The organism is Thiomonas sp. (genome assembly GCF_054608695.1).
The window spans coordinates 1-7,311 of the sequence record NZ_JBTRXV010000127.1 but is presented as its reverse complement, the minus strand read 5'-3'; the positions used below and the strand labels follow the sequence as shown (position 1 = coordinate 7,311).

General features: G+C 60.3%; 9 protein-coding genes and 1 pseudogene. 8 read left to right on the top strand and 2 right to left on the bottom strand.

The window, feature by feature from the left end:
• From ACYCUK_RS22210 to ACYCUK_RS22175, 8 genes are all read left to right on the top strand, one after another.
• Window positions 1-435, top strand: a 435-nt coding sequence (locus ACYCUK_RS22210; RefSeq protein WP_461596789.1) for an IS5 family transposase, incomplete at its 5' end; no start/stop codon positions are given.
• A 14-nt stretch (window positions 436-449) separates the two neighbouring features.
• Entirely contained in the window at window positions 450-1,583 is a 1,134-nt protein-coding gene (locus tag ACYCUK_RS22205) for an ABC transporter permease (protein ID WP_461596788.1), read from the top strand.
• 210 nt (window positions 1,584-1,793) lie between these two features.
• On the top strand, window positions 1,794-2,474 hold the full coding sequence (locus ACYCUK_RS22200) for a Bax inhibitor-1 family protein (RefSeq protein ID WP_461596787.1): 681 nt from the start codon (window positions 1,794-1,796) through the stop codon (window positions 2,472-2,474).
• Between the two features lie 60 nt (window positions 2,475-2,534).
• Window positions 2,535-3,095, top strand: a complete 561-nt coding sequence (locus tag ACYCUK_RS22195; RefSeq protein ID WP_461596786.1) for a general stress protein — start codon at window positions 2,535-2,537, stop codon at window positions 3,093-3,095.
• A 61-nt stretch (window positions 3,096-3,156) separates the two neighbouring features.
• Window positions 3,157-3,561 (top strand): hypothetical protein, encoded by a 405-nt coding sequence (locus ACYCUK_RS22190; RefSeq protein WP_461596785.1) that lies wholly within the window; start codon window positions 3,157-3,159, stop codon window positions 3,559-3,561.
• Window positions 3,562-3,623: 62 nt separating this feature from the next.
• Window positions 3,624-4,088 (top strand): universal stress protein, encoded by a 465-nt coding sequence (locus ACYCUK_RS22185; protein ID WP_461596784.1) that lies wholly within the window; start codon window positions 3,624-3,626, stop codon window positions 4,086-4,088.
• A 54-nt stretch (window positions 4,089-4,142) separates the two neighbouring features.
• On the top strand, window positions 4,143-6,149 hold the full coding sequence (locus tag ACYCUK_RS22180) for a protein-L-isoaspartate(D-aspartate) O-methyltransferase (protein ID WP_461596783.1): 2,007 nt from the start codon (window positions 4,143-4,145) through the stop codon (window positions 6,147-6,149).
• Window positions 6,146-6,235 carry an SHOCT domain-containing protein gene (locus ACYCUK_RS22175; protein WP_112486413.1) on the top strand — a complete coding sequence of 30 codons (90 nt, stop codon included), beginning with the start codon at window positions 6,146-6,148 and terminating at the stop codon, window positions 6,233-6,235. The genes ACYCUK_RS22180 and ACYCUK_RS22175 overlap by 4 nt, the downstream gene beginning before the upstream one ends.
• 144 nt (window positions 6,236-6,379) lie before the next feature.
• Here ACYCUK_RS22175 and ACYCUK_RS22170 read toward each other — a convergent pair whose 3' ends face one another.
• Both ACYCUK_RS22170 and ACYCUK_RS22165 read right to left on the bottom strand, forming a co-directional pair.
• Window positions 6,380-6,826 carry an Hsp20/alpha crystallin family protein gene (locus ACYCUK_RS22170; protein ID WP_461596782.1) on the bottom strand — a complete coding sequence of 149 codons (447 nt, stop codon included), beginning with the start codon at window positions 6,824-6,826 and terminating at the stop codon, window positions 6,380-6,382.
• Between the two features lie 12 nt (window positions 6,827-6,838).
• Window positions 6,839-7,311: pseudogene (locus ACYCUK_RS22165) on the bottom strand (hypothetical protein); the annotation flags it as partial.

Sequence of the window (7,311 nt, the reverse complement as noted above, 5' to 3'; positions counted from 1 at the left end):
CAGTCCATCGGCAAGTCCCGAGGCGGCTGGAACACCAAGGTTCATCTGGTTGCCGCGGATGCTCGAACGGCCGTAACGTTTAGCCTGTCTCCCGGGCAGGCGCACGATGCGCCCGAGGGCAGGACGTTGCTTGAAAGCCTGGGCCCAACGAGCCGCCCCATTCACTTGCTGATGGACCGCGCTTACGAAGGCAATGAGACGCGCCAACTGGCTCTGGACCTTGGCTTCATCCCGGTGGTGCCGCCGATGAAGACGCGCATCGAGCCATGGGAGTACGACCGAGAGATGGACAAGCGCCGCAACGAAGTCGAGCGCCTGTTCCGACGCCTGAAGGGTTTCCGGCGCATCTTTTCTCGGTTCGAAAAACTTGACGCGATGTTCCTCGGCTTCCTCAGCTTCGTGCTGGTGGTCGATGGACTTCGCAGTTTGTGTTAACAGGCCCTAAAGGCATGTTCGAACGCCTGTCCGCGATGTTGACGAAGGAGTTTTTGCAGATCCGGCGTGATCGCTGGGCGATGTTTCGCCTCATCGTGCCGATGATCATCCAGATGCTGGTGTTCGGCTACGCCGCCACGTTCACCGTGCACCATGTCGCCACCGTCGTGCTCGACCTCGACCAGAGCCAGGCCAGCCGCAGCCTGCTCTCCCACTTCGTCGCATCGGGACGCTTTGACGTGGTCGAAGAGGCCAGAACCGATGCCCAGGTCAAGAGCGCCATTGATCACAACGTGGCGCTGATGGCCGTCGTCATCCACGCCGGTTTCCAGCGCGACCTGCAAAACGGCAAGGGCGCACCGCTGCAGGTCATTGTCGATGGCACAAACTCCAACACCGCGCTGATCGCGCTGGGCTACATCAGTCAGATTGTCATGCAGTTCTCCAGCGACGAGGCCAGCAGGCTATTACCCCATCACGCCAGCCTCGCTCGACCTGAAATCGGCGTCATGCTGCAAACGCAGCCCTGGTTCAATTCGGGCCTGGAGGACCGCTGGTTTTTCATTCCCGGCGTGATCGGCAGCTTGACCCTGCTGCAGGTGGTGAGCCTGACGGCCTTCGCCATCGTGCGCGAGCGCGAGGTCGGCACGCTGGAACAGATCATGGTCAGCCCGATCCGGCCAATCGAGTTCATCCTGGGCAAGACCATGCCATTCTTTCTCATCGGACTGGGCGACATCGCCTTGGTCAGCACGATTGGCATCTTCTGGTTCAAGGTGCCATTTATTGGCGATCCGCTCGTGATGCTGGCTGGCGCCACGCTGTTCCTGCTGGCGGTGGTCGGTATCGGGTTGCTGCTGTCCACCTTTTCCAAAACGCAGCAGCAGGCTTTCGCGCTCAACTTCTTTTTCGTCAACCCGCTGTTCATTCTCTCGGGCTTCGCCTTCCCGATCGCGGCCATGCCCACGGCCCTGCAGTGGTTCACGCTGATCAACCCGCTGCGCTATTTTCTGGTCATCATCCGCGCTGTATTCCTCAAGGGCGTTGGATTTGCGGTGTTGTGGCCCGATCTAGCTGCGATGGCGCTGCTGGCGGCGATCATGCTCACCGTGAGCGTGCGGCGCTTCCGCTCTTCGCTGGATGCCTGATAGGCGCGTCCCTGCGGTGGCGCGCGCGGAGTCACTTCGACATGGGAAGCGTGGTGGGGGTTACATCGCCAAACAAGTCCAACAAAATCCCAGGTGGTATCTGATGTGCATCAAGGGCAAGCATCACGAAGCCGCGCAAACTTGTCTTCCCGTTTTCCGGTTTCTGTCATGGGCCGGATCACAGATCACAGCATGTGATGGAGTTGGACCATGCCTCGACCATCCTATTTGCCCGAGTTTCCAGGCTCCATGGCCTCCGTGGCCACCCATGAGCTGGTCCGCAAAACCTATGCCCTCCTGGCGGCAACGCTGGTGGTGACTGCGGTCGCGGCCATGTTCGGCATGAGCATGGCCTTCCCGTATCAGCACCCCTTCATTTTGATGATCCTGGCGTTCGGTGCCTTGTTCGCCATTCTGTTCACGGGAGCCAAGCAAGGCCCACTCGCCCTCCCGCTGGTCTTTGTCTTCACCGGCCTCATGGGACTTTCCTTGGGCCCCATGCTGGCGGTCACCCTGCAATTGTCGAACGGCCCCTTGATCGTGGCCGAGTCGGCAATCGGCACGGCTGCAATTTTTGGTGGACTGTCGCTTTATGCCTGGATCTCCAAACGGGATTTCAGCTTCATGGGCGGCTTCCTGTTCGTCGGCTTGATCATCGTGATTCTTGCTGGCATCGCCAATTTCTTCTTGCAAATGCCCGCCCTGCAACTGACCGTGGCCAGTGCGGCGCTGTTCATCTTCAGTGGCTACACCCTGGTCGATACCAGCCGCCTGGTGCGCGGCGGTGAGACCAACCCGATTTTCATCACGGTTTCGCTCTATCTCGACGTGCTCAATATTTTTCTATCCCTGTTGCAAATCCTGTCCTTTCTGCAAGGACGGCGCCGCTGAGGGCGCGGGATTTGTTGCGACACGGTCCACCTTTCACGTTCATCAAACTGAGGAATGATCATGACCCCAACCCAAGACATCGCCGTCGCTGTTTATGATTCCCACACCAAGGCTGAAGATGCCGTCAAAGCCCTGCAGCACGCAGGGTTCGACATGAAGAAGCTGTCCATCGCGGGGCGCGACTACGAAACAAAAGAGCATGTGGTCGGGTTCTTCAACGCCGGGGATCGTGCCAAATTCTTTGGAAAACTTGGTGTCTTCTGGGGTGGCATGGCTGGCCTGTTGCTCGGTGTTGTATTCGTCGTGGTCCCGACGGTCGGGCCCATTGTGGCCCTTGGTCCTTTTGCCGCAGCCCTGGTTTCAACCTTGACGGGCGGAGTGGTCGGCGGCGTGGAGGGCGCGGTCCTCGCTGGCGGTGCTGGGGCGCTGTTCGGCGCCCTGAGTGCGCTGGGCATTCCCAAGGATGCCGTACTGCACTACGAAACCGAGTTGAAGGCCCGCCATTTTTTACTGCTTGTCCATGGCGATCCGAAGGATATGCATCGGGCCAAAGATCTTCTGGCGCAATCCGGATATCTCTCGTTCACCCACCATCCCAAGGCGCATTCGGCTGCCCAATAAGCGCTGACAGCGGATCTTCAAGAGAGTGCGTTTTCCTTTCAAGTTCGATCAGGGGATTTCAATGTTCAAGAACACGTCTTTTCGAGTTCGTCGGCCTCTGGTGGCCTTGGTCTGCATGAGTTCCATCTTGGCTTGCGGAGTCGCCTACTCCCAGCCGCGTCCCAGCCTAGCCATCGCCCACCGCTGCGGAGGTGTCGGCGAGGGCAATTTGCAGCAATTGAAACGCCAGGCCCATGACTTCAACTTGGGGCTCTGGATGGTCGAAGGGCCACGAGGCGCCTATCTCGCAGACGTGCCGATCCAAGTCAAAAAAGGTAACAAGACGGTCGCATCCTTTGTGGCGGATGGCCCACTGTGCTACCTCAAGGCACCAGCCGGCTCCTACACCCTGGTGGGCATCTATAAGGGGAGGTTGCGCAGCATCCGGGCACATACCGGCAATATGAATGTCTATCTGCGCTGGTGATGGGGCAGGGTGCGTAGCGTAGGTCATGCGGATCTTGACCCAGAAAAATCAGTGAGGAAACCATGTACACCAATATTTTGGTCGCGGTCGATGGCAGTCCAGTCTCCGAAGCGGCTTTGCAACATGCCATTCGTCTGGCCCAGGAGCAGCATGCCAAGCTCCATTTCGTTCACGTGTTCGACGTCGCAGGCATTCTCTGGGCCGAAACAGACGAGGTGACCGAGGTGGACTTGTTGACCATTTATCGCCATCGAGGCGAAGCCATTCTGAGCCGCGCAGTGGCCTCGGCCAAGCAGGCCGGCTTGGCGGCTACCTCGACGCTGTTGGAAGAGGAGATCGTCGGCAAGCGGGTGGCTGAGTTGCTGGCCGACGAGGCCAAGGCGGTGGCGGCGGATCTGGTGGTTCTGGGTAGTCACGGTCACCGTGGCCTGAGCCGTTTGTTTCTGGGTAGCGTGGCCGAGGGCGCAGCCCGCTTGTGCACCGCGCCGGTCCTGATCGTGCATGGGCCTGTGCCGAAGGGCGGATGATCCCGCCGGGAAGCGAGCCAGCGCATTCGATGCACCATTGCTGTGGAGTAGGCCATGAACAAGCCTGATTTCGCCAAACGGCGCGCCTGGATGGTGCAGCATCACATCGCGCAGCGCGGGGTGCTGGATCCCCTGGTCCTGGATGCGATGTCGACCATCCCACGCGAGATCTTTCTGCCGGAAGACCTGCGGGAGTTTGCGTATGAAGATGCTGCGCCATTGCCGATCGCGGAGGGGCAGACCATTTCGCAGCCGTATATCGTCGCCCTCATGATGGCCGCGCTGGGTTTGAAGGGTGGGGAAAAGGTGCTGGAAATCGGCACCGGCTCGGGTTACGCCGCAGCCGTGCTGTCGCGCATCGCGGCAGACGTCTACACTGTCGAGCGCATTGGCCAGCTCGCCGAGAAGGCAGCGTCGCTGCTTACCGATCACGGCTTCCGCAATGTGCATGTGTTGCATGCCGATGGCACGCGAGGCTGGCCAGAGCATGCGCCATTTGATGCGATCGTGGTGGCTGCCGGCAGCTCTGGGGTTCCCGAGTCGTTGAAGGAGCAACTCAAAATCGGCGGCCGCCTGGTGATTCCCGTGGGGGTCGATCAGCGCGTGCAGGAGTTGATCCGGGTCACGCGCATTTCGGAACTGCGCTTCGAGCGCGAGGACATCGCCGATGTCCGCTTCGTCCCCCTGATGGGCGACGAGGGTTGGGGCCCCGACGGCGTGCACCCGCGCCCGCAGGCCGCGCACATGGAGACGCCTGCCGAGGAGGCCAAGCTGGCCCGGGCCATCGCACGCCAGGTCGAGCCGTTCGATGCGATCGACGACGCGGACCTCGACGGCCTGCTGCAGCGTATCGGCGACGCGCGCGTCGTGCTGCTGGGTGAGGCCACCCACGGCAGCTCGGAGTTCTACCGCATGCGCGCGCGCATCACCCGCGCCCTGATCACCCGCAAGGGTTTCGACTTCGTCGCCATCGAGGGCGACTGGCCCGATGCGGCCAGGGTGGACCATTACGTGCGGCATGCCGAATTCCAACCCTCGGAATGGACCGCGTTTGCACGCTTTCCCACTTGGATGTGGCGCAACCACGAGGTGCGCGATTTCGTCGACTGGCTACGCGAACACAACGCAGGTCTTGAGCCCGGACAAAGGGTGGCGTTTCATGGGCTCGACCTCTACAGCCTCTACAACTCCATCCAGTCCGTGCTGGATTACCTGGAGCGCGTCGATCCGCCCACGGCGCGGGTGGCACGCGAGCGCTACGGCTGCCTCACACCCTGGCAGGTCGACCCATCGGCCTATGCGCACGCCGCATTGACCCAGCACTACCGCACGTGCGAGAGCGAGGTTGTCTCCATGCTCAAGGAGCTATTGCAAAAGCACGCGGCCTACGCCCAGCACGACGGCGAGCGTTTCCTGGATGCGATCCAGAACGCGCGCCTCGTGGCCAACGCGGAGCGCTATTACCGCACCATGTACTACGGCTCCCGCACCTCCTGGAACCTGCGTGACAGCCATATGTTCGAAACCTTGCAGTCCCTGCTGACTTACTACGGGCCGCAGAGCAAGGCGATTGTCTGGGCGCATAACTCCCATGTGGGTGACTCCTCGGCGACCGAGATGTCCCTGCGGGGTGAATTCAACATCGGGCATCTGTGCCGCAAGGCCTTCGGCCAGCAGGCCTACAGCGTCGGATTCGGCACGGACAGCGGAAGTGTCGCCGCAGCATCGCAATGGGACGGCCCGATGGAGGTCAAGTCTGTGCGTCCATCCTTGCCGCGAAGCTATGAGCATCTCTGCCATCTGGCTGAAGTGCCGCGGTTCTTTCTGCCCTTGCGCAGGCCAACTATCCAAGGTTCGCTCGGTGATCTGGCAACCCCTAGGTTAGAACGAGCCATCGGCGTGATCTACCGCCCCGAGACTGAACTGCAAAGCCATTACTTCCAGGCCGTGCTGCCGCAACAGTTCGACGAATACATCTGGTTCGACCAGACCACCGCCGTGTCGCCATTGCAGACGCAGGAGATTGACGGTTTGCCCGAAACCTATCCCTTCGGGCTTTGAATCTGGACATTCTGAAGGAGCGCTACGCCCGCGGGGACATCGACCGCGAAACCTATGACCGCATGCGGCGCGAGCTGGAAAGCTGAGGCCCGGATCATGAAACCGCTACCGCCCGATTGGCTGGCTGCTGCAGCATGTGGACACCTTCACCACACTTTACCTCATCCTCAAGAAGAAATGACACCAGCAGGCCTGATGCGATGTTGAGCAGGGCCTGCCAATGCAATCACCTACTGCACCTTGACCTCAATGCTCTTGGTTTGTGTTTGCGCAGTCTTCGGAATCTGCAATGTCAACACCCCATCCTTGAAGGTTGCCACCGCAGCTTGACTATCAATGTTTTCAGGTAGCGAGAAGCTGCGACTAAAGCTGCCGTAGAAACGTTCGATACGGTGGAAGGTCTTGTCGTTGTCTTCTTTCTCGCGCTTGCGCTCGCCTTCAATGGTGACAACGCCATCGTTGATCATGACCTTGACGTCATCCTTGTTCACTTCGGGAACCTCCGCTTTGATGGTGAACTCCTGGGGGGTTTCCGCGATGTCAACCTGCGGCGACCAATCAACGGCGGTTGCCGGCTCTCCACCCTTTGTCCGCCTTTGCCGCCATCCAACCGCCCGGGTGTAGCGGTCGAACATATCCTCGATTTCCTGCCATGGATCCCATTGGACGATAGCCATGATGCATCTCCTTCATACGGGCGCAAAAATTGAAAACGTAGACCACCTGGCCCGTGAGGGGGTCGACGCTGACTCGGAATAGACATGGGCGCGGGTTGGGCATCCACTCCAATCAATGGTTTGAGCGCCATGCGCACGCCCAGCTCGACTGGATACTGCGTCGCCATGAGTGCAAAGACCTGCTTCATGGCCTCGGAAACCGGCACTGGAGGAATGCGCCCCGGAAGCGCCATGTCGTCGCGTGGCGCAGGGCGATATCGGCATCGCTGTGACGCAGTTCAATAGCCCGGCGCCACAGGGCTGCGATGACCTGCGGTCGGTGAAGGTTCTCCTGTCGCTGGTAGCGCAGGAAGGCAGGAAGTAGTGGTAGAAGTGTTTGTAGTGCTGCACCTCGTCGTTGCGGATATGCCAGGTCAGCTCGCGCAGCACCGGCTCGCCGCACACGGTGTTGAGCGCCTGGTAATAGGTGGTCGTGCCCATTTCCA

Coding starts and splice junctions, on each gene's coding strand:
- ACYCUK_RS22205 (WP_461596788.1), top strand. CDS start 450: ATGTTCGAACGCCTGTCCGCGATGTTGACGAAGGAGTTTTTGCAGATC.
- ACYCUK_RS22200 (WP_461596787.1), top strand. CDS start 1,794: ATGCCTCGACCATCCTATTTGCCCGAGTTTCCAGGCTCCATGGCCTCC.
- ACYCUK_RS22195 (WP_461596786.1), top strand. CDS start 2,535: ATGACCCCAACCCAAGACATCGCCGTCGCTGTTTATGATTCCCACACC.
- ACYCUK_RS22190 (WP_461596785.1), top strand. CDS start 3,157: ATGTTCAAGAACACGTCTTTTCGAGTTCGTCGGCCTCTGGTGGCCTTG.
- ACYCUK_RS22185 (WP_461596784.1), top strand. CDS start 3,624: ATGTACACCAATATTTTGGTCGCGGTCGATGGCAGTCCAGTCTCCGAA.
- ACYCUK_RS22180 (WP_461596783.1), top strand. CDS start 4,143: ATGAACAAGCCTGATTTCGCCAAACGGCGCGCCTGGATGGTGCAGCAT.
- ACYCUK_RS22170 (WP_461596782.1), bottom strand. CDS start 6,826: ATGGCTATCGTCCAATGGGATCCATGGCAGGAAATCGAGGATATGTTC.